We start from the raw sequence: 20,445 nt of genomic DNA, 5'->3' as shown, positions 1-20,445 counted from the left end.
GCAGTGAGGCAGCGATGATAGTGGCGGGGACGATCTTTATTCTGACGTTGATCTTGGTTATCTGGCAACCGAAAGGGCTGGGTATTGGCTGGAGCGCGTCAATCGGGGCGGGGTTGGCATTGCTGAGCGGCGTGGTGCACGTCGGCGATATTCCCGTGGTGTGGCAGATAGTCTGGAATGCGACCGCGACCTTCATCGCCGTCATCATTATCAGCCTGTTGCTGGATGAGAGCGGTTTTTTCGCCTGGACCGCCTTGCATGTCGCCCGTTGGGGCAACGGTAAAGGGCGCTGGCTGTTTACCTACATGCTGTTGTTGGGTGCGGTGGTGGCGGCGCTGTTTGCGAACGACGGCGCTGCGCTGATCCTGACGCCGATCGTGATCGCCATGCTGTCGGCGCTCGGCTTTCGCCCTGCGGCGGTGCTGGCTTTCGTGATGGCGGCAGGCTTTATCGCTGATACCGCCAGCCTGCCGCTGGTGGTGTCCAATTTGGTGAATATCGTTTCGGCGGATTTCTTCCACTTGGGCTTTACGGAGTATGCGGCGGTGATGGTGCCGGTCAACCTCGTCGCCGTGGCGGCGACGCTGGTGATGTTGCATCTGTTCTTCCGCAAAGATATTCCCCTGCGCTACGCGTTGGCGCGCTTACCGGTACCGCAGGAAGCGATCCGCGATCGCGCGACGTTTAGGACCGGCTGGGCCGTATTGGCGCTGTTGCTGATCGGCTTCTTCGGCCTGGAGCCGCTCGGCGTACCGGTGAGTTTGGTCGCCGCCTGCGGTGCGCTGGTGCTGCTGGCGGTGGCGAAACGCGGGCGGGCGATCGATACCGGCAAAGTGCTGCGCGGGGCGCCTTGGCAGATTGTGATTTTCTCGCTGGGCATGTATCTGGTGGTCTACGGGCTGCGCAATGCCGGCTTGACCGATTTGCTGTCCGGCGTACTGGATGCGTTGGCGCGGCAGGGGCTGTGGGCGGCGACGCTCGGCACCGGTTTCCTGAGCGCGTTTCTCTCCTCCGTCATGAATAACATGCCGACGGTGCTGGTGGGGGCGCTGTCGATCGACGGCAGCAGCGCGGAAGGCGTCATCAAGCAGGCGATGATTTACGCTAACGTTATCGGCAGCGATCTCGGCCCCAAAATCACCCCGATCGGCAGCCTGGCTACGCTGCTGTGGCTGCATGTGTTGGCAAGGAAGAACATCGTCATTACCTGGGGCTATTATTTTCGCGTAGGCGTGATGATGACGCTGCCGATCCTGTTCGTCACCCTGGCCGCGCTGGCGCTGCGGCTGTCCGTTTTGCCATAACCGGAGCAACTGACATGAGCGACATCAAAATTTATCACAATCCCGCCTGCGGCACGTCGCGCAACACGCTGGCGCTGATCCGCAACAGCGGCGCTGAGCCGGAGGTGATTTTGTATCTGGAAACGCCGCCCAGCCGCGAACGTTTGACAGCGCTGCTGGCCGAGATGGGCATGACGCCGCGCGCCTTGCTGCGCAAAAACGTCGAGCCCTACGCCGAGCTGCATCTGGACGACAGCGCCTGGAGCGATGAACAACTGATCGACTTTATGCTGCAACGGCCGCTCCTGATCAATCGCCCTATCGTAGTGACGCCGCTCGGCACGCGTCTGTGTCGCCCATCGGAGGTGGTTTTGGATATTCTGCCGGATCCGCAGCGCGGCGCCTTCAGCAAAGAGGACGGGGAGCCGGTGATCGATGCGCAGGGCCGGCGGATCATACGTTGATCCCCCGGCGCCTGTTTTACCCCAAATCGCCGCCGGCGACCGGCAGCACCGTTCCGTTAATGTAACTGGCTTCGGCGCTGGCGAGGAACAGAATAGCGGCGGCTTGTTCATCAACGCTGCCGTAGCGGTGCATCAGACTGCTGTCGAGCGTTTGCTCAACCACCTGCCGATACCAACTTTCCTCCTGTTGCGTCGGGGATTCGCGATTGCGTGGCGTCAGCCGCGGCGGCGCTTCGGTGCCGCCCGGCGCCGTGGCGTTGATGCGAATGCCGGCGCCGGCATATTCAAAGGCCAGTGATTGGGTCAGGGCGTTGACGCCGCCTTTGGCTGCGGAATAGGGAACGCGATTGACGCCGCGCGTGGCGACCGAAGAGACGTTGACGATCACTCCGCTCCCCTGCGCCAGCATATACGGCAACGCGGCGCGGCAACCCCATAGCGTCGGGAACAGCGAGCGCCGAATCTCCGCCTCAATCTGTTGCGGCGCATAGTCGGCAAACGGTCGTGCCCAGATGGTGCCGCCCACGTTGTTCACCATAATATCCACGCGTCCAAAGTGCTGTTGCACCTGATCCAGCGCATCGCGCGCTGCTTCCCAATGCTCCAAGTCGGCCTGCAGGGCGATGATATCGGCGCCGCGTTCGCGTAAAACGGCCACGACCTCTTCCAGATAGGGGGAGCGATCGATCAGCGCCAAACGGGCCTCTTCCCGAGCCGCGCGTTCGGCCACCGCTTTGCCGATGCCTTGAGCGGCGCCGGTTATTACCATCACCTGGCCGCTGAAACGTGATTTATCCATGGTCAACTCCTCCCATCGGCCTGGCTGGGGGCGAACTTCTCATAATGGAAGCTATGCGGGATAAAGGCGCGTCGCTGAAAATCGCCAAGCACCGCTTCCACCATCGGCGGCGGCCCGCACAGATACACATCCAGCTCACCGTTATTAAGCAGGCTTTCGTCGAGATGCTGGGTGACATACCCTTTATGCGTCGAAAACGACGTTTCACTGGCCACGCAGGTCAGATAGCTGAAATTCGCCAGACGCTGGCGATACGCCTCCAGCTGTTCCAGCTTGACCAGATCGTGGTCATGGGTGACGCCGTAGATCAGATGCACCGGCTGTTCGCTGCCGCCGAGCGCCAGATATTCCAGCATGGAAAGGAACGGCGCCAGCCCGGTGCCGCCGGCCAAAAATAACATCGGCCGCACCGGCGCACGCAGATAGAAACTGCCCTGCGGGCCGCGCAGACGGATCGCGTCGCCGGGGCTCGCCCGTTCGGTCAGATAACGGCTCATCATGCCGCCGGGCACGTTGCGCAGCAGAAAAGAGAGCTGCCGGCTGCCGGGCGGCGAACTGAACGAATAGGCGCGGCTGGCCGCACTGCCGGGAACGTCGATATTCACATATTGCCCCGGCAGGAACGCGATGCCGCGTTCATCATCCAGCGTCAGGCAGAACTCGATGGCGCTGTCCGACAGGGCGGTGGCGGAGGTGACGGTGGCGGTAAACATTTCGCTGGCGGTTTTACACATCGTCGAAGGCATCGGCACCTCGATGACGCAGTCCGAGAGCGGCACCATCTGACAGGTCAACACCCGCCGCTGTGCGGCTTCCTGCTCTGACAGTGCTTCGTCCAGATAGTCATCGCCCAACTGGTATTCTCCCTGTTCACAGTGGCATTTACAGGTGCCGCATACGCCGTCCGAGCAGTCCATCGGCAGATTGATCTTTTGTCGGTAGGCGGCGTCGAGTACTTTTTCATTCGGGTTGCATTGAATAAAGCGGCTGACGCCGTCTTCAAAATTAAGGGCAACGGTAAAAGACATACCTCACCTCCTGCATTAAAGATGATAAATATCAATTACATGATTGATATAGTCATTATCCAGACGAATTTTCTTGCGCTTAATTTGTAGCGCCTCCCCGCTAAGATCTATCCACAGTCGGGTTGAGCCGAAATAGGTGTCCGTGTGGTTGTAGCGGTGATAGAAGGTGGCCCAGTGGTAGTTCACCTCGGCCTGTTCCGCACCGGACGATAACAGCTCCACGTTGCTGATAAGATGCACCGTGCGCGGCTCCGGCATGCTGCTGGCGGCTGAGCGTTCGGTTTTTATGCGGTAAACGCGGTCTTCCAGGCCTTCGCGATTGGCGTAATAAATCAGCGAAATCTCGCTGTGAGGGTCCGTCGTCTGGCGATCGTCGTCAGCCCAGGCCGGCATCCAATATTCGACCTGCGGATGGTAACAGGCCAGCCAGTCATCCCACTGCCGGTCATCCAGCAGGCGTGCTTCGCGGTATAGGAACTGTTCCACCCGCTGTTGCAGGTTAAATGTGCTCATTGCGCCACCTCGTCGTGTCGTTGCTGGCGCTCCAGCTGGCGCAGCAGAATGTTTTGCCAATGATGATGCTGGCTGAGATACAGGGCCTCATCTTCCGGGCGCGGACCGGTCATGTCAGGTACGATCCCCAGCGCTTTGGCATGGTCGTCAGCCTGGCCCTCCAGCCAGCGGGTAGCGCCGCGGCTCAGATCGCTCCAGGGCATGTTGCCGGCGTTGAACCCGAGCTGGCAGGCGCGGAATTCCTCCAGATCGTCCGGCGTACCCATGCCGCTGACGTTGAAGAAATCCTCATACTGGCGAATGCGCAAGGCTCGCTCGTCGGCGTTTTCGCCCTTCGGCGCAAAGCAGAATACGGTCACTTCGGTTTTATTGACGGCAATCGGGCGCACTACGCGCAACTGGCTGGAAAGCTGGTCCATGATGTACAGATTGGGGTAAAGGCACAGGTTGCGGGTTTGGTTCACCATCAGGTCGGCACGGTGTGCGCCGAAGGCGTCGTTCAAACGGGTGAAGTGCCGATAAATGGGGCGGGACTCCGGGTTCAGCACCCGGGTCCACAACAGCAGATGACCATTCTTGAAGCCGTAGGCGCCACCGTCGTTTTTTGACGACCAGCAGTTGGCGTCCATGGTTTGGGTGCCGCTGGCGGCATCCCGATGCGCCATGGTGGAGACATAGTTCCAGTGCACCACGCTGACGTGGTAACCGTCCGCACCATTCTCCATCTGCAGCTTCCAGTTGCCGTCGAAGGTGTAGGAGGATGAGCCACGCAGAACTTCCAGCCCGCTCTCAGCCTGATCGACGATGAGATCGAGGATCTGTCGCGTTTCACCCAGATAGTCCTCCAGCGGTTGCACCTCATCGCTCAGGCTGCCGAACAGAAATCCGCGATAAGATTCAAAACGCGGCAGCTGTTTCAAATCGTGTGAGCCGTCCCGCTTGAAACAGGGGGGATAGGCGCCGGTTTTCTCGTCCTTGGCTTTCAGCAGGTTGCCGGCGTTATTGAAGGTCCAGCCGTGGAAGGGGCAGGTGAAGGTACTTTTATTGCCGGCCTTGCGGCTGGCCAACATTGCGCCCCGATGCGAGCAGCTATTGATCATGGCATGCAGCTGCATGTCTTTGTCGCGCGTGATCATCACCGGCTGACGCCCAACGGTGAGCGTGTAATAATCGCCTGAGTCGGCGATTTGGCTTTCATGCGCCAGATAAATCCAATTGCCTTCGAAAATGGCTTTCATTTCCAATTCAAACAGCGCCTCATCGGTAAAAATACCGCGGTTGCACTGATATATGCCATTTTCTTTATCAATGATTAAAGCATGATTTATTTTTTCTTTCAGCTTGGATATTGTCGGGTTCAATAATGAGTGCATATTCATGGCCTCATATAAAAGGGATTGACGGGCAATCAATAGCCGATTGCCCGTTATTGGCGTCGCTATTCTCTCGTGCGAAAAAGATTAATCTTGCAGCGCGCGGGGACGGTTTATTCTGTTTTGTTCGATGCGGTCCGCAGCGGCATAAAGCGTGAAATCAAACTGCACTTCGGTATGCGGGCCGGGCAGATCGCGTTTTGCCGCCAGCGCCGAATCGGTGATTTTCACCGGGGTGGCGATCAGCTCATCGCGGGTAGCGAAAGCAAAGTCATCCCACAGATAGCGGTCGCCATTGAGGTTGATTTGCGTCGTCAGGTGTTTATGCGCCGGTGCGGAGACGAAGAAATGAATATGTGCAGGGCGGTTGCCGTGGCGCCCCAGTCGATTAAGCAAAGCCTGAGTGGGCCCATCGGGCGGGCAGCCGTAGCCCGACGGCACGATGCTGCGCGCCGCGTAGCGGCCATCGGCGTCGGTGGTTATCCGCCGGCGCAGGTTGAAGCCGCTCTGCGATTTATCGAAGAAAGAGTAGTTGCCCAACGTGTTGGCGTGCCAAATATCGACCACCGCCCCCGCCAGCGGCTTGCCGTCGGCGCCTTTGACCTGGCCGTGCAGCCACATCACCTCGCCGTCGTCGTCGCCGTCGTCCATCCGCGCGAAGCCGGCGCTCAGTGGCGCATTGGCCACATACAGCGGCCCCTCGATGGTGCGTGGCGTACCGCCGCTCAGCCCTTGTTGACGTTCGCGCTCGTCGTCGCGCAGATCGAGGTAGTGTTCCAGCCCCAAGCCGGCGGCCAGGAGCGCCGCCTCTTGGTGTTCGCCCAAGACGTGCAGATAGTTGATCGCCTGCCAGAATTCCTCAGGGGAAATATCATAGCGATCGATGAGCTGACAAATATCGCCCAGCAGATGATGCATGATTTTTTTGAAACGCGGATCACCATTGTCATTAGTAAAACCGCTGCTGATTTCCAGCAGTTTGATAATGTCTTGACGTTGATTGAAGGAAATAGACATTGTGAATTCCTCATTGCTTATAATGTAGGTTATACAGAGAACAGGAATTAACAGCTAACCTTGCGGGTTATTATCCCGGTGTTTTATTTGTCATCGTCGCGGATCGATGACGGGTGTCGGCATAACGCCGTTACGCGAATTTTCATATAAGGGTAAAGCGGCAGGGCGAATAACAGCTCGTGCAGCTCGGCATTGCTTTCCACATCGAAAATGCTGACGTTGGCGTAGCTACCGGCTACGCGCCAAAGATGTCGCCATTTTCCGCTCGCCTGCAGGGTTTGCGAATACGCTTTTTCGCGCGCTTTTATTTCGTCGGCGAGCGCTTTAGGCATATCGAGCGGTAATTTCACGACCATTTCAACTTTGAACAGCATGGCGTAGTACCTCGTGGTTATTTGCGGCGGTAAAAGCGCAGTTTGTCTTCATCGATATCGAGCCCCAGGCCCGGGCCTGACGGTAGACTGACGTGACCGTTGGCGAAACGCAGCGGCGTGGTGACCACGTCGTCTTTCAGCAACAGCGGGCCGAACATCTCGCTGCCCCAATCCAGCTTCAGCGTCGACCAGGCGTGCAGCGAGGCGACGGTGCCCAGCGTGCCTTCCAGCATGGTGCCGCCATAGACGCCGACTCCGGCGGCCTGTGCGACCTGCGCCAGTTTCAGCGCCTGCGCCGGGCCGCCGGCCTTGGCTATCTTCAGCGCGTAGGCGCCGGTAAAGCCGCCCGCAGCCAATGCATAACCGTCGTGAGCGTCGGCCACCGCCTCGTCGGCCAGGATCGGCAGAGTGAAGCGCTGACTGAGGCGGATTAACGCCGTGCGATCCCATTGCGGCACCGGCTGTTCGACCAGATCGATGCCGATCTGCTGCAGCGCCGCCATTCCGCGTACGGCGGTGGCGGCATCCCAGGCCTGGTTAACATCGACGCGAATGCTGATCTCCGGTCCCAGCGCTTGCTTGATCGCCAGGGTGTGGTGCAGATCTTCCTCCAGCGGCCGGGTGCCGATCTTCAACTTGAAGGCGCGATGACGGTCTTCCGCCAACAGGCGTTGCCCTTCGATGATGTCTTGCTGCGTATCGCCGCTGGCCAGCGTCCACAGCACCGGCAGAGTGTTGCTGAGCGCGCCGCCGAGCAGGGTGCTGACCGGTAGGCCGAGGCGTTTGCCCTGGGCATCGAGAAAGGCGGTTTCCAGTGCCGACTTGGCAAAGGTATTGCCCTGGACCTGGCCATTCATCAACGCAACCAGCGGCGCCAGACCGCTGAAGCTTTTGCCGCTCAGCAGCGGCGCGAGGTAGCCGTCGATCGCCGATTTGATCCCCTCCGGGCTTTGCGGGCCGTAGCTCAGCCCGCCGATAGTGGTGGCTTCCCCCCAGCCGATCAGGCCGTCGGCGCAGGTCATGCGCACCAGCGTCAGCGTTTGGCAGCCCATAGTGGCCATCGACAATTTGTGTGGCCGAATAGTGGGGATATCCACCAGCCAGCTGTCGATGCGTTCAATGCGAAGTTCCATGTTTCATTCCTTTTCAGTAAGAAACTCGACAACGCAGCGGTTGAAGAGATCCGGACAGGCGATGTTGGAAATATGCGATGCCGGCAACCGCCGCAGGTCGGCGAGTGGCGCATTGGCGACTAAAAACTCGGCGTCCGCCACCGTCGTGACCGGATCTTGCTCACCGGCAATCACCCGCATCGGCCGCGTCATCGAGGCGACCTCGGCGCGCAGGTCGGCCCGCGCCAGCGCCTCGCAGCAGGCGGCGTATCCCTGTGGATTACCGGCTGCCAGCGCCGCCACCAGCGCCGCCACCTGCTCGGGGTGGCGTTGCGCGAATGCCACGCAGAACCAGCGCGCGGGGGAGGCGGCGGCGATCGGCGCCAACCCGTGTTCCCGTACCTGCTGCGCGCGTTGTCGCCAGCCTTCGGCGTCGCCGATGCGGGCGGCGGTATTGGCGACCACCAGCCGGCCGATGCGCTCGGGGTGATAACGACTGAGCCAGAGCCCGGTCAATCCTCCCATCGAAATGCCGCAAAAATGGGCGTTCGGCGCATCCAAATGGTCGAGCAGGGTGATGACGTCTTCAGCCAACTGCTGCAGTTGCAGTGGCGCTTTCGCCAACGGGGTGGCTCCGTGGCCGCGCTGGTTGTAACGCAATAGGCGAAAGCGTTCGGTCAGCGCCGCCAACTGCGGTTGCCACATCTCGAAAGTGGTGCCCAGCGAGTTGGACAGCACCAGCAGCGGTGCGTCGGCCGGGCCGTCGAGACGATATTCAATATCCATGATTGACCTCATACCCGTTCGATAATCAGCGCAATGCCCTGACCGACGCCGATGCACATGGTGCACAGCCCGTAGCGCCCGCGCGTTTTCCTCAATTGCCAGGCGGCGTTCATCACCAGCCTGCCACCGGATGCGCCCAAAGGATGGCCGAGCGCAATCGCGCCGCCGTTCGGGTTCACCTGCGGCGCATCGTCGCGCAGTCCCAGCTCGCGGGTCACCGCCAGCGCTTGCGCGGCGAAGGCTTCGTTCAGTTCGATCACGTCCATCTGTTCGAGGGTCAGGCCGGCAATATGCAACACTTTGCGCACCGCCGCCGCCGGGGCAAATCCCATGATCGCCGGTTCGATGCCGGTGACAGCGCTGGCCACGATGCGCGCCATGGGCTGCAGGCCATGGCGCGCCATGCTGCGCTCCCCGGCCAGCAGCAGCGCACAGGCACCGTCGTTCAGGCCGGATGCGTTGCCGGCCGTGATGCTGCCCTGCGGGGCGACCACCGGCCTGAGTTTTTCCAGTGCGGCTAAGGTGGTGGCGCGCGGATGTTCGTCCTGGCTGAAGGTCAACGGCTCGCCCTTCTTCTGCGGGATAAGCACCTCGATCAGTTGGTCGCTGTAAAAGCCGCTTTCCTGCGCGGTGGCGGTGCGTTGCTGGCTGCGCAGGGCGAAGGCGTCCTGATCGCGACGGCTGATGTCGAATTGCGACGCCACGTTTTCGGCGGTCTGTGGCATCGTGTCCACGCCATACAGCGCCTGCATTTGCGGGTTGATAAAACGCCAGCCCATGGTGGTATCTTCAATCTTCATCGCGCGGCTGAAGGCGCTTTCCGCCTTGCCCATCACATACGGCGCCCGCGACATGCTTTCCACGCCGCCGGCGATCATCAGCCCGCTCTCGCCGGTTTTGATGGCGCGCGCCGCAGCCGCCACCGCATCCAGGCTGGAGCCGCACAGGCGATTGATGGTGCAGCCGGGCACCTGCACCGGCAGACCGGCGAGCAGAAGCGCCATGCGCGCGACGTTGCGGTTGTCTTCCCCCGCCTGATTGGCGCAGCCGAGCAGCACGTCATCCACCTGGCTCCAGTCGAGCATCGGATGACGTGCCTGCAGGGCTTTCAGCGGCAGAGCGGCCAAATCGTCGGCGCGTATGCCGGCCAGGCTGCCGTTGAGGCGACCGAAGGGCGTGCGGACGGCGTCACACAGATAAGCTGGATTCATGGCGCGGTTCCCCGTGTTGAAGGGTGAAAGTCAGTGCGACCGGGGTGACGTCCTGCAGCTGTTGCGGAGTCAGGCCGGCAAATATTTCGCGCACCACCAGTCCCTGGGGGGTGACATCCATCACCGCCAGATCGCTGTAAATGCGGTCGATGCAGCCGACGCCGGTCAACGGATAGCTGCATTGGCGGACGATTTTGCATTCACCCGTTTTGGTCAGGTGTTCGGTCATCACAAATACCTGGCGTGCGCCGATCGCCAGATCCATCGCGCCGCCGACCGCCGGAATCGCCCCCGGTGCGCCAGTGCTCCAGTTCGCCAAATCGCCGCGTTCGGAGACCTGATAGGCGCCCAGCACGCAAATATCCAGATGGCCGCCGCGCATCATGGCGAAAGAGTCGCCGTGGTGGAAAAAGCAGCCGCCTTTCAGCAGCGTAACCGGTTGTTTGCCGGCATTGATCAATTCCGGGTCCTCTTCGCCCGGCGTCGGCGCCGGGCCCATGCCGAGAATGCCGTTTTCGCTGTGCAGGAAGATCTCTTTATCGGCGGGCAGGTAGTTGGCGATCTGAGTAGGTATGCCGATGCCCAGATTGACGTAGGCGCCTTCGGGAATATCGCGCGCGATGCGCTCAGCCAGCTGTTGATGGGTCAGTTTGCTCATGATGCGCTCCTTAAGCCGAAAGCCGTGCTGCACGGGGAGAAGAGGGCACCAGGCGTTGTACGAAGATGCCGGGCGTGATGATGTTCTCCGGATCCAGTTCGCCCAACGGCACCATATGGTTGACTTCGACGATGGTGCAGTTGGCGGCCATCGCCATAATCGGCCCGAAGTTGCGTCCGGTTTTGTCATAGCGGAGGTTGCCCCAACGGTCGGCTTGTTCTGCCTTGATCAGCGCGAAGTCGGCCTTCAGCGGCAGTTCGAAAACATATCGGCGGCCGTCGATCTCGCGGGTTTCCTTCCCTTCCGCCAATTGGGTGCCATAGCCGGTTGGGGTATAGAAACCGCCGAGCCCGGCGCCGGCGGCCTGGATGCGCGCCGCCAGATTGCCTTGCGGAACCAGCTCCAGCTCCAACTCGCCACGGCGGTAGAGGTCGTCAAACACCCAAGAATCAGCCTGCCGCGGAAAAGAACACACTACTTTGCGCACACAGCCGGCCTTCAGCAGAGCCGCCAGACCAAAATCGCCGTTGCCGGCATTGTTGCTGATCAGCGTAAGCGCGCGTGGCCGGTGACGGATCAGAGCATCCAACAGTGCGTAGGGTTGCCCGGCCGGGCCGAATCCCCCAACCATAAGGGTGGCGCCATCCGGAATATCTGCGACGGCGGCGTCTGCGGACGCCATGCTTTTATCGATCATCAGTTCTCCTCAAGGCTCGGTTAGGACGTTGCGCCAACAAATAGCGGGTTTGAAATTAACCTAGAGGATGAAAAAAACATCATCAAGTGCGAATATCAGAACATTGTGCGATTATCGATACATTGAGGGTTTAGGTCTGCATTTTGTGATGCAGGCAGCTAAATCGGCATCGGATGCGATACGCAGGGCTTTACTGCCGTATTGAGCGTGTAAATTGAGTGCAGATACTAATGGGAGGCCTGAATGAGTGAAGTTCCTGAATTTGGCACTGAAGAACTGCGTCGCCTGCAGGAGATCGGTGATTTAAGCAACGACCAGTACAAGGGCGACCCTAATTTTATGGCCTCGCTGGCCAGAGGGCTGGAGGTGTTGCAGGCCTTCAAGCCGCAATATTCGCAGATGTCGGTGTCCGAGATCAGTCAACAAACCGGCATTCCGCGCGCGGCGGTGCGCCGTTGTTTGTATACCCTAAGAGCGCTGGGATTCGTGCATTGTCCCGATGGGCGCCACTATCGCTTGCTGCCGCGCGTGTTGACTATTGGCCACGCTTATCTTTCCTCCTCCGAGCTGGCGAAGGCGGCGCAAAACTCGCTGGACTATCTCAGCAAATTGCTTAATGAATCCTGCTCGGTGGCGACGCTGGACGGCGATAACATTTTGTATATCGCCCGCGCCTCGGTTAAACGCATCATGACTATCGATCTGGGGCGCGGCAGCCGTCTGCCGGCTTATGCGACGTCGATGGGGCTGGTGTTGCTCAGCGCGCTGGACGAGGGAGAACTGGAGGATTATCTGTCGCGGGTCACTTTCGAACCGCTGACCGAGTTTACCGTCACCAGTGCGGAGCAGCTGCAGGAACAGTTGGCCAGGGTACGCAGGCAGGGGTATGCCATCAACGATCAACAGCTGGAGATCGGCCTGCGTTCCATTGCGGTGCCGATGCATTCACGTAAAGGCGGGGTTGTTGCGGCGATGAACGTTGGCGTCAATGCGTCGCAGATCTCGGCGGCGGAGCTGCGCGAACGAGTGCTGCCGCAGCTGCAGCGCACGGCGATGGAGCTGGCGCTGCTGCTGTAGGGCAAGCGGATTAGTGCAGTTCGGCGCCGCTGCGGTCGGCCAGCGTTTCCAACAGCGGGGCGGAAGGCACGAAGAACAGAGTGCCGGTCACCGCGTGGCTGAAATCGAGCAGCCGATCGTAGTTGCCGGCCGGGCGGCCGATGAACATGTTTTCCAGCATCTGCTCGATCGGCTGCGGAGAGCGCGCGTAGCCGATAAAGTAGGTGCCGAATTCGCGCAGGCCGGGGCGGCCGAACGGCATGTTGTCGCGCAGGATCTTCACCTCGTTGCCTTGCTCGTCAGTGATGGTGGTCAGAGAACTGTGCGACGACGACGGTTTGACCGCTTCATCCAGCTCGATGTTGGATTGTTTGTGGCGGCCGATGATCTTCTCCTGCGTCTCCACGCTGAGCGAGTTCCAGCCCTGCATGTCATGCAGGTATTTTTGCACCAGTACATAGCTGCCGCCGCTGAACGCCGCGTCTTCGTCGCCGATCACCGTGTAGTCGAAGGCCTCGTGCCCCTCCGGGTTTTCCGTGCCGTCGACGAAGCCGATCATGGCGCGCTGATCGAAGTAACGGAAGCCGTGCACCTCCTCGATTACCGTTACGGCGTCGCCGAGCTTGCCGATCAGCTGAGAGGCCAGTTCGAAACACAGATCCATTTCATCGGCGCGGATATGCAGCAGGATGTCGCCGGGCGTGGCGACCGCGACGCGCTCCCCGCTGCCGATCGGGCTGAACGGGTGCAGCTGGCGAGGGCGCGGCGCGCCGAACAGCGTATCCCAGGCTTCGGAGCCGAAGCCGCAGACGCAGGTGAGATTGCCCGCCGGCGCGCGTTTGCCGACCGAACGCACTACGGCGGCGATATCGCCGCACCAGGCGCGCACCGCCGCCAGCTGGGCGGGAACCGGCGACAGGGTGGCGACGATGAAGATGGCATGGCGCGTTACCGGCGTGAATACGGCTTGCGGCGAAGTGTTATTTGCATTCATTGCATTCGGCTCCAGTGTGTTCGGGTGAAAGAGATCAGATCAAATTAAAGTGCTCGTCGGGTTTCATCGGCGGCGGCAGCGGGCTTTGGTCGTTCATTTCCAGCAGGTTGCGCTCGATGGTATTACAGATGGCGTTTAACGGCAGATGGTTGGCCGACACGCCGAACGGATCTTCCAGCTCTTCGGCCAGTGAGTCCCAGGATAAGAAGGTATAGGAAATGAACACCGAAACAAATGGTGTCATGTAATGCAGGTCGGTTACCAGGGCGAAAGGCAGCAGGCTGCAGAACAGGTAAACGGTGCGCTGCAGGATTAGCGTATAGGCGAACGGCACCGGGGTGCTCGCGAGCCGTTCACAGCCGCCGAGGGCGTGGGACAGCTCGCTCAGCTTGTTGTCGAGCAGCTCGAAGGTGATGTCGCTCAGCAGGCCCTGATGGCGCAGTTTGCCGATCTCCTGACCCAGCATCAGCAGAATGCGGTTGGTCGGCATCGGGCTGGCGATCACTTCGGCTAGCTCCTTGCTGCTGAGATTGTGGTACAGATCGGCGGTCGGATCGGTGGCGCGCAGCTGATGTTTCAGGCTCCAGCTGAAAGCGATCAGCAGCTTGGCGACCTTTTGCTGCACCGCCGGTTCATCCGGCAGCAGGCTTTTGATCTGACGCAGCAGGGAGCGCTCGGTAATCAGCAGCGAACCCCACAGGTTGCGCGCTTCGACAAAGCGGCTATAGCCGGCGTTATTGCGAAAGCCGAGAAAGATGGCGATGGCGATGCCCAGCAGGCTGAACGGTGCGATGGTTAAATGCACGCCGAGCTGCTCGTACCATTGGTAGCTGATCACCGCCACTATCGACATCAGCACGTTCAGCGACAGGCGAAAGGTGATCTTTGACAGCACGGAACCGTGCCAGGCGAACAGGCGAAAAAACCAGTTCTGGTTCGGGCGAATTATCATGACGTTGGCGCTTCCTGGTGTCCTGCTATTGAGAATAGTCGATTCTTATCCGGCGGCGTTATGCCGTCGTCGTCGATTGCCAGAGCCGCTGCGGATGCGTATAGACGGTGGCGCGTCCCGGCTTGCTGAACCCCACCAGCGTCAGGTTGCTGCGTTCGGCCACCTCCACCGCCAGGCGGGTGGCGGCGGAAACGGCGAACAGGATCTCGACGCCGCACATGGCGGATTTTTGCACCATTTCATAGCTGGCGCGGCTCGAGACCAGCGCTGCGCCTTGCCACCACGCCTGTTGGCTGCGGTAGCCCAGCAGCTTGTCGAGCGCCACGTGGCGGCCGACGTCTTCGCATCCGCCGCTGAGCGCGCCGTCCGGTTGGATCCAGGCCGCCGCATGGGTGCAGCCGGTCAGTTTCCCTACCGTTTGCACCCCTTGCAGCTGCGCCAACGCCCGGTCGAGCAGGGCCAAATCGAAGCGTTGCGTGAAGGGCAGCGGCGCGACGGGTTGAGCGACCTCCTGCAGCTGTTCCACCCCGCAGACGCCGCAGCCGGTGCGGCCGGCCAGGCTGCGGCGCTTCTCTTTCAGCTGCATAAAGCGGCGGCTCGAGAGCTCCACATGCACTTCGATGCCGTTGCAGGCCGGTTGTTGACGAATGTCGTAGATATCGTCGGGGGAGGCGATGATGCCTTCGGACAGCGAAAAACCGATGGCGAAGGCCGCCAGGTCTTTCGGCGTCGCCATCATCACTACGTGGGAAATGCCGTTGTACACCAGGGCGACCGGCACTTCTTCCGCCAGCCAGTCTTGTTGCGCCTGAGCCAGATCGTTGCGCTGCCAGACTGCGTGGCGCGACAGGCAGGCCGAGTCGGCATCGCCGGGTTCGTCGAGAATCAAATGCTTGTTCATGATGGTTTCGCGGCGCCGGCGGATACAGCGCCGGCGTCAGATAGAGTCTGATGAGTGATAGCCGATTTTATCATAGATGGCGTGCTTGAACAGGGCGAAACGGGGCGTCTTTGCCACCGCCTTACGGCGCGGCGCGCCACTGCCCTAGATAGCTCGTGACCGCCCGCGTAGCCTCGCGGCAAATGGCCGGCGAGACGATGCCTTCCCGCGCATAGCCGTATTTCATGCAGGCGAACGCCAATTCTATGGCGATCAAGACGACGTCGGGATCTGACGGCAGCGCATCAAGTTCGGGCAGCTCGCGCACTTTGGCGCGGAACATCTCGCCGATCGTCAGGTTCTTGGCGGCGTGCGCCTCTTGCTCCGGTTCGGTGAACGCGCCGCGTAGCAGCAAGACGCTCGCCGCCGGATGCGCGTTGTAGTAGCGGGCGGTGGCCGCCACGGCGGCATCCACCCAATCGTGCAGGGTGTCGGCGCTCTTGAGCTCCGCTTCACGCAGCGCCTGCGCCAGTTGCGCCATATGGCTCTGAGCCAGGTGTGAAAACAACGCGTATTTGTCCGGGAAGAACGGGTAGATCGCGGCGCGCGGCACATCGGCCGCTTCCGCCAGAGCGGGAATGGAGGTTTTTTCCGGCCCGAGGGTGGCGAGCATCTGTTCGGCGGCGCTCAGCACTTTGGCCATGCGCGCCGCCGCGCGTTCCTGAATCGGCACGCGCACATTTTTTTTTGCTTGCGGCATCGCTTTTTCCGACATAAGTTGTATTTTAATGATCCGACATTTGTTGGATTATACTGAAATTGAACCCGTCAACCAAGCGCCATAACGCCAGAGGTTTCGTATGGAGAATTACGCCAATCAATCTCACTGGCAGGAGATTCAACGATTCCTGCCGGAAAATTTTCGGCTGCGGCCGGGGGAAGAACCGACCGAGGTGTGGTGGCCCTGGCGGCAGCACCGTATTCATCTGGACTGCTATCGCCGCCCGGAGGCGCCGGTGAAAGTGATCCTGTTTCATGGGGTCGGCACCAACGGCCGACAGATGTCGACCATCCTGGGAGCGCCGCTGGCGCGACGGGGGATAGAGACGATCGCCGTCGACATGCCGGGGTACGGAATGACGCAGATGGGCGGCCAACGGCGGCGCGTGCGTTACGACGACTGGGTGCAGATCGGCAGCGATCTGATCGACGCGGAACGGGCGAAGGATGCGCGGCCGATTGTGCTGTACGGCCTGAGCGCCGGCGGGATGGAGACTTACCACGTGGCGGCGTTGAACCGGCAGGTGAAAGGCATTGTCGGCATGACGTTTCTCGATCAGCGTGAACAGCAGGTGCGCGACGAGACGGCATTGAATCTGTTGATGAGCCGCCTGGGCATTCCGTTGGCGCGGCTGACGGCCGCCACGCCGCTGGCGGGTATGGCGATGCCGATGGCGCTGGCGAGCAAGATGCATGCGCTGGTCAATGACAAGGCGGCGCTCAAGGCGTGCCTGGCGGACAACACCTCGGCGGGAGCCTGGGTGACGATGCGGTTTTTGGTCTCGTACGCGGAGTATGCACCCGCCATTGAACCGGAAGCGTTCGACGTTTGCCCGGTTCTGTTGACGCAACCGGCGCAGGATCGCTGGACGCCGTTGCACCTGAGTGAACTGTTTCTGCGGCGCATTCGGCGGGTGCCGGTGACCACCGTGATGCTCGAGAACGCCGGGCATTATCCCCTCGAGCAGCCGGGCCTCGATCAGATGGTTGAAGCGGTGCATCGTTTTTGCCTGGCCGCGGCGGAGCGGTGAGGCGACGGCGCATGTTCTGAAGACGCCACTGCAGCTCAGCATGTTATCCACAGTTTTAGTGGATAACGTGTGTGCAAGGCAGAGTGAAACCGTTAGCAGGCGTAAAAAAAAATCGCTCAGAAAATTATTATATTACGCGTCAAACTGTGTTCTGACGGGGGATAGGGGGGGTTCACGCGTTCGCGTTTTGTTTATGCTTTACTGTATAAATATACAGTTTGGTTATGAATATGCTGAGCACTTCAAGGTTGTATGCTTTTTCACCAGGTGAGCCCCTGACGTTACCGCTGCTTGCCGATCGTGTGGCCTGCGGTTTTCCTTCACCGGCGCAGGACTATGTCGAGAGCCGGCTGGATATCGGCAAGCTGCTGGTGTGCCATCCTAACGCCACCTATTTCGTGCGCGCCAGCGGTGAGATGGAGCGAGCAGGATGGATCAGGCACTACCGACAGATTAAGAAACTGAGCATCCGAGAAACAGCAGACGCGACAGGCTACAGTACTTCCCAAGTTTGTCGCATTCAGGCCTTCTATAAAGAAGTTGAGACTGATTAAAAAGCAGCCTTAATGTACAATAATTTTCTATATCCAAACTGACCCCATGAACAATCAATGAGTTAGAGGTGAAAGATGATTTCATACAAAAAAACCATACCTGCTCTTGTCATATTCGCTTTATCTAATGCTGTGGCATATGCGAATGATTTCGACAAATCAAATGAAGCGATGGCAATTTCAGCAATAGGTTTTTCTGGCTCAAATGCTCGTGTTGCACATGATGTTTGTGGGGCAACCAATGAGAAAATTGATAAATATAAAAAACAAATAAAAGACTCATTAACTAGAACATTAAAGTATGAACAGTCAGGATTCGATACGCATTGGGATAATGGTTGGAAAAATGCTGATTTTTTGGTTAAGTCATTAAGTAATGATGAAGCCTATAAAAAAGAATATTGCCAAGAGGTTTTAGATGGAATTAATAATCCTGAAATGAATTAAGGATTATTCCTTATTCGGGGTTCTACGCCGGAACCCCAGATTTTTCCGTCCGCTGAAATTATCCCCGGTTGAGCAGCTTTATACCGTCAGCTCGCAGTGGACCATCAGGGGAAATGTGGCGGTACAGCGTTTGTCGGGTTATCCCAAGCTCCTGGCATAACGTACTGACTTTCGTCTCTGGCCGTCCCATTGATGCCATTGCCAGTCGCAATTTTATTGGCGTCATTTTGTAAGGCCGTCCGCCGTTCCTCCCGTGGGCTCTTGCTGAGGCAAGGCCTGCCGCTGTTCTTTGCGGCGCTGTACGCAGCAGAGACCGACGGCCGCGCGCGACTGGCTCGACACCCGCTTAGTCCCGCCCTCTGGTCAAATGCAGGCTGACGTGTACAGCCTGCAGGCAGAGGATTTCGTCTGGCAACCGGTATCGCCCGCCGTCGGCGCCGTTCGCAATGACATTCCCTCACTCATCCTGCCCATCGATACGCCAACGGTCTGAGTGCTGCATTATCCACAGTTTTGGTGGGTATCATGTGTGCAAACACACGTGAAGAACGCCAAAAGTTGCAGGAAAAATCACTCAGAAAATTATTATATTACACGGCAAAGTGCGATCCGCCGGGGAATTAGGGGTTGCACGCGTTCGCGTTTTGTTTATGCTTTACTGTATAAATATACAGTTTGGTTATGAATATGCTGAGCACTTCAAGGTTGTATGCTTTTTCACCAGGTGAGCCCCTGACGTTACCGCTGTTTGCCGATCGTGTGGCCTGCGGCTTTCCTTCACCGGCGCAGGACTATGTCGAGAGCCGGCTGGATATCGGCAAGCTGCTGGTGCGCCATCCTAACGCCACCTATTTCGTGCGCGCCAGCGGCGAATCGATGATCGACGGCAATATTCGGGATGGCGATCTGCTGATCGTCGACAGCGCCCTGACGCCAGAGCACGGCAATATCGTGATCGCCGCGGTGGACGGCGAATTCACCGTCAAAAAACTGCAGCGCCGGCCCGACGTGCGGCTGTTGCCGATGAATCCCGCCTACGCGCCTATCGTGTTCGACGACGAAGCGCAGCTGGAGATCTTCGGCGTGGTGACCTTTATCGTCTACGCGGCACTGTAGCCATGTTCGCCCTGGTAGACGTCAACAGCTTCTACGCTTCCTGCGAAACCATCTTCCGACCCGATCTGCAAGGGCGGTCGGTGATCGTGCTGTCCAACAACGACGGCTGTGTGATCGCCCGCAACGCCGAGGCGAAGGCGCTGGGCGTGCCGATGGGCGCGCCTTATTTCAAGATCAAAGAGGAGATGCGTCGCCGCAACGTCGCGGTGTTCTCCTCCAACTACGCGCTGTACGCCGATATGTCCCGCCGGGTGATGGACACGCTGGAGGAGATGGCGCCGGCGGTGGAGATTTATTCGCTGGACGAAGCCTTTCTGCGGCTGGACGGCGTGGCGCACTGCGAGGCGCTGGAACCGTTCGGTCATCGGGTGCGCGATCGCATCCGGCGCGAGCTGCATTTGACGGTCGGGGTCGGCATTGCACCGAGTAAAACGCTGGCCAAGTTGGCTAACTTTGCCTCCAAGAAATGGCGGGGGACCGGCGGCGTGGTGGACTTGTCCGATCCGGCGCGCCAGCGCAAGCTGCTGGCGTTAATCCCGGTGGAGGAGGTGTGGGGCGTGGGCCGCCGCCTGACCCGTCAGCTGCAGGCGATGGGCATTCACACCGCGCTGCAGCTGGCGGACTGCGATACCCGGCTGGCGCGTAAAACCTTCAGCGTGGTGCTGGAGCGCACGATACGAGAGCTGCGCGGCGAGTCATGCCTGCAATGGGAGGATGAAGCGGCGGCCAAAGAGCAGATCATCTGTTCCCGTTCGTTCGGCCAGCGCCTGACGCATTACCCGCACATGCGCGAGGCGATCTGCAGCTACGCCGAACGCGCCGCCGAGAAGCTGCGGCAGGAAAAGCGCTACTGTCGCAATGTGTCGGTGTTTATCAAAACCAGCCCGCATTCGGCGGGCGAAGGGTATTACAGCAATATGGGCACCGCCCGGCTGCAAACGCCGAGCAACGACAGCCGCGACATTATCGCCATGGCGGTGCGCGCGCTGGAGAGCATCTGGCAGGAAGGGCGACGCTACCTGAAGGGCGGCGTGGTGCTGGGGGATTTCAGCGCCGCCGCCATGGCGCAGATCGACCTGTTCGACGACTGTCCGCCGCGCCGCAACGGCAGTCAGCTGATGGCGACCATCGATCGTCTGAATCAGGAGGGGCGCGGGCGTGTGTGGTTCGCCGGGCAGGGGATCGTCAAGCCGTGGCAAATGAAGCGCGAAATGCTGTCGCCGGCCTACACCACCCGGCTGGCGGATATCCCGGTGGTGCGGCTGGGGGAGCGGGCGCCGCGCGCAGCCGAGTCGAAGGAAGAAAAACGCCGCGGGTAAC

The 20,445-nt window shown here is 59.8% G+C and carries 22 protein-coding genes and 2 pseudogenes; 9 read left to right on the top strand and 15 right to left on the bottom strand.

The annotated features are described in order from the left end of the window. The first annotated feature begins 14 nt into the window (after window positions 1-14). The gene (locus ATE40_RS11860; RefSeq protein ID WP_063918586.1) at window positions 15-1,304 is read left to right on the top strand and encodes an arsenic transporter; all 1,290 of its coding nucleotides are present in this window, start codon (window positions 15-17) and stop codon (window positions 1,302-1,304) included. A gap of 14 nt (window positions 1,305-1,318) precedes the next feature. Next, the gene (gene arsC, locus ATE40_RS11855) at window positions 1,319-1,747 is read left to right on the top strand and encodes a glutaredoxin-dependent arsenate reductase (protein ID WP_063918585.1); all 429 of its coding nucleotides are present in this window, start codon (window positions 1,319-1,321) and stop codon (window positions 1,745-1,747) included. A 16-nt stretch (window positions 1,748-1,763) separates the two neighbouring features. Here the strand turns inward: arsC and benD are convergent, their stop codons facing one another. The 11 genes from benD to ATE40_RS11800 form a co-directional block, all read right to left on the bottom strand. Then, complete coding sequence (benD, locus tag ATE40_RS11850) at window positions 1,764-2,546, bottom strand: benzoate diol dehydrogenase BenD (RefSeq protein WP_063918584.1); 783 nt, start codon at window positions 2,544-2,546, stop codon at window positions 1,764-1,766. A gap of 2 nt (window positions 2,547-2,548) precedes the next feature. Further along, entirely contained in the window at window positions 2,549-3,574 is a 1,026-nt protein-coding gene (gene benC / locus ATE40_RS11845) for a benzoate 1,2-dioxygenase electron transfer component BenC (RefSeq protein ID WP_063918583.1), read from the bottom strand. 15 nt (window positions 3,575-3,589) lie between these two features. Continuing rightward, the gene (benB, locus tag ATE40_RS11840) at window positions 3,590-4,087 is read right to left on the bottom strand and encodes a benzoate 1,2-dioxygenase small subunit (protein WP_063918582.1); all 498 of its coding nucleotides are present in this window, start codon (window positions 4,085-4,087) and stop codon (window positions 3,590-3,592) included. Next, window positions 4,084-5,460, bottom strand: coding sequence for a Rieske 2Fe-2S domain-containing protein (locus tag ATE40_RS11835; RefSeq protein WP_063918646.1), 1,377 nt, complete (start codon window positions 5,458-5,460; stop codon window positions 4,084-4,086). The genes benB and ATE40_RS11835 overlap by 4 nt, the downstream gene beginning before the upstream one ends. Before the next feature lie 87 nt (window positions 5,461-5,547). Next, a complete protein-coding gene (catA, locus tag ATE40_RS11830; RefSeq protein WP_063918581.1) occupies window positions 5,548-6,477 on the bottom strand; it encodes a catechol 1,2-dioxygenase in 930 nt (309 codons plus the stop codon). Window positions 6,478-6,560: 83 nt separating this feature from the next. Next, window positions 6,561-6,851, bottom strand: coding sequence for a muconolactone Delta-isomerase (gene catC, locus ATE40_RS11825; RefSeq protein WP_063918580.1), 291 nt, complete (start codon window positions 6,849-6,851; stop codon window positions 6,561-6,563). Between the two features lie 17 nt (window positions 6,852-6,868). After that, window positions 6,869-7,984, bottom strand: coding sequence for a muconate cycloisomerase family protein (locus ATE40_RS11820; RefSeq protein WP_063918579.1), 1,116 nt, complete (start codon window positions 7,982-7,984; stop codon window positions 6,869-6,871). Window positions 7,985-7,987: 3 nt separating this feature from the next. Next, window positions 7,988-8,749, bottom strand: coding sequence for a 3-oxoadipate enol-lactonase (gene pcaD / locus ATE40_RS11815; RefSeq protein WP_063918578.1), 762 nt, complete (start codon window positions 8,747-8,749; stop codon window positions 7,988-7,990). Window positions 8,750-8,757: 8 nt separating this feature from the next. After that, window positions 8,758-9,960, bottom strand: coding sequence for a 3-oxoadipyl-CoA thiolase (gene pcaF / locus ATE40_RS11810; RefSeq protein ID WP_063918577.1), 1,203 nt, complete (start codon window positions 9,958-9,960; stop codon window positions 8,758-8,760). Further along, a complete protein-coding gene (locus ATE40_RS11805) occupies window positions 9,938-10,618 on the bottom strand; it encodes a 3-oxoacid CoA-transferase subunit B (protein ID WP_063918576.1) in 681 nt (226 codons plus the stop codon). The genes pcaF and ATE40_RS11805 overlap by 23 nt, the downstream gene beginning before the upstream one ends. Window positions 10,619-10,628: 10 nt before the next feature. Next, window positions 10,629-11,315 (bottom strand): 3-oxoacid CoA-transferase subunit A, encoded by a 687-nt coding sequence (locus ATE40_RS11800; RefSeq protein WP_015378315.1) that lies wholly within the window; start codon window positions 11,313-11,315, stop codon window positions 10,629-10,631. Between the two features lie 243 nt (window positions 11,316-11,558). Between ATE40_RS11800 and ATE40_RS11795 the strand changes: the two genes are divergently transcribed. After that, on the top strand, window positions 11,559-12,392 hold the full coding sequence (locus ATE40_RS11795; RefSeq protein ID WP_015378314.1) for an IclR family transcriptional regulator domain-containing protein: 834 nt from the start codon (window positions 11,559-11,561) through the stop codon (window positions 12,390-12,392). A 10-nt stretch (window positions 12,393-12,402) separates the two neighbouring features. On the opposite strand, the gene ATE40_RS11790 is transcribed toward ATE40_RS11795, so the two are convergent. The 4 genes from ATE40_RS11790 to ATE40_RS11775 form a co-directional block, all read right to left on the bottom strand. Next, on the bottom strand, window positions 12,403-13,365 hold the full coding sequence (locus ATE40_RS11790) for a Dyp-type peroxidase (protein WP_019453524.1): 963 nt from the start codon (window positions 13,363-13,365) through the stop codon (window positions 12,403-12,405). A 34-nt stretch (window positions 13,366-13,399) separates the two neighbouring features. After that, window positions 13,400-14,317 (bottom strand): bestrophin family protein, encoded by a 918-nt coding sequence (locus tag ATE40_RS11785; protein ID WP_015378312.1) that lies wholly within the window; start codon window positions 14,315-14,317, stop codon window positions 13,400-13,402. Window positions 14,318-14,375: 58 nt separating this feature from the next. Then, entirely contained in the window at window positions 14,376-15,218 is an 843-nt protein-coding gene (gene fdhD, locus ATE40_RS11780; RefSeq protein ID WP_015378311.1) for a formate dehydrogenase accessory sulfurtransferase FdhD, read from the bottom strand. A gap of 121 nt (window positions 15,219-15,339) precedes the next feature. Further along, a complete protein-coding gene (locus ATE40_RS11775; protein WP_244889083.1) occupies window positions 15,340-15,957 on the bottom strand; it encodes a TetR/AcrR family transcriptional regulator in 618 nt (205 codons plus the stop codon). Between the two features lie 100 nt (window positions 15,958-16,057). Here ATE40_RS11775 and ATE40_RS11770 point away from each other — a divergent pair, with 100 nt between their 5' ends. From ATE40_RS11770 to umuC, 6 genes and pseudogenes are all read left to right on the top strand, one after another. Continuing rightward, window positions 16,058-17,008 (top strand): alpha/beta hydrolase, encoded by a 951-nt coding sequence (locus ATE40_RS11770; RefSeq protein ID WP_063918574.1) that lies wholly within the window; start codon window positions 16,058-16,060, stop codon window positions 17,006-17,008. A gap of 224 nt (window positions 17,009-17,232) precedes the next feature. Continuing rightward, a pseudogene (locus tag ATE40_RS24695) lies at window positions 17,233-17,424 on the top strand (S24/S26 family peptidase); the annotation flags it as partial. A gap of 213 nt (window positions 17,425-17,637) precedes the next feature. Next, entirely contained in the window at window positions 17,638-18,009 is a 372-nt protein-coding gene (locus tag ATE40_RS24685; RefSeq protein WP_126181107.1) for a hypothetical protein, read from the top strand. 313 nt (window positions 18,010-18,322) lie between these two features. Continuing rightward, window positions 18,323-18,502 (top strand): annotated as a pseudogene (locus ATE40_RS25070) (SOS response-associated peptidase family protein); the annotation flags it as partial. A 188-nt stretch (window positions 18,503-18,690) separates the two neighbouring features. Beyond that, window positions 18,691-19,125, top strand: coding sequence for a translesion error-prone DNA polymerase V autoproteolytic subunit (umuD, locus tag ATE40_RS11765; RefSeq protein WP_050578390.1), 435 nt, complete (start codon window positions 18,691-18,693; stop codon window positions 19,123-19,125). Window positions 19,126-19,127: 2 nt separating this feature from the next. After that, window positions 19,128-20,444 (top strand): translesion error-prone DNA polymerase V subunit UmuC, encoded by a 1,317-nt coding sequence (gene umuC, locus ATE40_RS11760; RefSeq protein ID WP_019453019.1) that lies wholly within the window; start codon window positions 19,128-19,130, stop codon window positions 20,442-20,444. Window position 20,445 lies beyond the last annotated feature (1 nt).

Origin of the sequence: Serratia surfactantfaciens, from assembly GCF_001642805.2 — a bacterium.
Classification (GTDB): domain Bacteria; phylum Pseudomonadota; class Gammaproteobacteria; order Enterobacterales; family Enterobacteriaceae; genus Serratia; species Serratia surfactantfaciens.
Note: the sequence above shows the minus strand (reverse complement) of the source record. Positions and strands in the feature narration are given on the sequence as shown.